At 54.8% G+C, this 621-nt stretch carries 1 protein-coding gene; it reads left to right on the top strand.

From position 1 onward, the window contains the following. Nucleotides 1–610 (top strand): IS630 family transposase (locus GUI70_RS22565; protein ID WP_161884512.1); only part of this gene is annotated, 610 nt, incomplete at its 5' end. Nucleotides 611–621 lie beyond the last annotated feature (11 nt).

Raw genomic sequence — 621 nt, 5'->3', positions numbered from 1 at the left:
ACCCATAAAAAAAACGCTGGTCGCCAGAGAACGCCGTGAGGAACTGCGAACGCAGTTCCTCAATGATCTCACAGCGTACCTTGAGCAGCCAGACCGCCTGGTCTTTCTGGACGAGAGTGGCTTCCATATCGCGATGACCCGTGGGTATGGCCGTGCGCCAAGCCACGCGCGCGCCATTGACCAAGTTCCAAGAAATCATGGGAGAAATCAGACATTGATTTGTGCGTTGAGTCTGGCTGGGCCGCAGGCTGCCATCGTGATCGATGGCGCTTTGGATGGTGACGTCTTTGAATGGTACGTACGGAATATTCTGTGTCCCACACTTCGTCGAGGCCAAGTGGTCGTGCTGGATAACCTGTCCTCGCATCATCGAGCGTCCATTCGGACGCTCATCGAAGCCCAGGGCTGTGAGATGCTGTTCACCTCACCCTACAGTCCGGATTTCAACCCGATTGAGTTGATGTTTTCGAAAATCAAAGCGCTGGTGCGCGGTGGTACCTGGCGGGTGGTCCCGGAGCTGATCAACGCCATTGGCAGCGCTTTGGACGCCGTGAAACGCTTGGATATCGAACACTGGTTTAAACACGCCCATCCCCAGGTTCTATTGTGACAAATGCTCTA

This window comes from Deinococcus alpinitundrae (genome assembly GCF_009982895.1).
Taxonomy (GTDB): Bacteria; Deinococcota; Deinococci; order Deinococcales; family Deinococcaceae; genus Deinococcus; species Deinococcus alpinitundrae.
This window is presented reverse-complemented; position numbering and strand designations above follow the sequence as displayed.